This is a genomic window from Rhizobium ecuadorense, assembly GCF_001187535.1.
GTDB lineage: Bacteria > Pseudomonadota > Alphaproteobacteria > Rhizobiales > Rhizobiaceae > Rhizobium > Rhizobium ecuadorense.
In genome coordinates this window covers 1-215 of record NZ_LFIO01001047.1, presented here as the reverse complement: position 1 = coordinate 215, position 215 = coordinate 1, and the positions used below count along the sequence as shown (strand labels likewise).

Annotated in this window: 1 pseudogene; it reads right to left on the bottom strand. The window is 60.5% G+C overall.

What is annotated here, in order from left to right:
- Window positions 1-14: 14 nt before the first annotated feature.
- Window positions 15-215: pseudogene (locus tag AF337_RS18820) on the bottom strand (cytochrome-c oxidase, cbb3-type subunit III); the annotation flags it as partial.

Sequence of the window (215 nt, the reverse complement as noted above, 5' to 3'; positions counted from 1 at the left end):
CTTCACCTCGGGCGTCACGGCTGACCCCCACCCAGCTTGTTCACATAAAGCGCGAGTATCTTTATCTCAGCTGGACTTAGGCGTTCGTCCCAGGTGGGCATATGTCCCTGCCGTCCGCCATGGATCGACTGGACGATCCGTTCGATACCCCCGCCGTAAATCCAGCGGCCGTCGGTCAGGTTCGGCGCACCGACATCCTGTTTGCCTTTGGCACC